Source organism: Roseovarius halophilus (ex Wu et al. 2025) (assembly GCF_047086965.1).
The window spans coordinates 1-325 of sequence record NZ_JBKOTX010000607.1; the positions used below are offsets into that span (position 1 = coordinate 1).

1 pseudogene is annotated in these 325 nt (G+C 73.8%); it reads left to right on the forward strand.

The features are described 5' to 3' along the window. Window positions 1–54: 54 nt before the first annotated feature. A pseudogene (locus ACH107_RS33695) lies at window positions 55–325 on the forward strand (MotA/TolQ/ExbB proton channel family protein); the annotation flags it as partial.

Below are 325 nucleotides of genomic sequence, written 5' to 3' on the forward strand. Positions count from 1 at the left end.
CAGCGGCTGCACGCCCTTGTTCTTGAACGCGGAGCCGCCCAGCACCGGCACGAGCGTTTCGCGCGGCTGGAGCGCGGCTTTCGCTTTCTCGACACGGTGGCGCAGGTGGCGCCGCTTCTGGGGCTGTTCGGCACGGTGCTCGGCATGATCGAGGCGTTCCGGGCGCTGCAGGAGGCGGGCAGCCAGGTGGACCCGTCGCTGCTGGCCGGCGGTATCTGGGTGGCGCTGCTGACCACGGCGGCCGGGCTCGCCGTGGCCATGCCGGCCTCGGTCGTGCTGTCGTGGCTGGAGGCGCGCGTGGCCGCCGACCGCGCCCTCACCGACC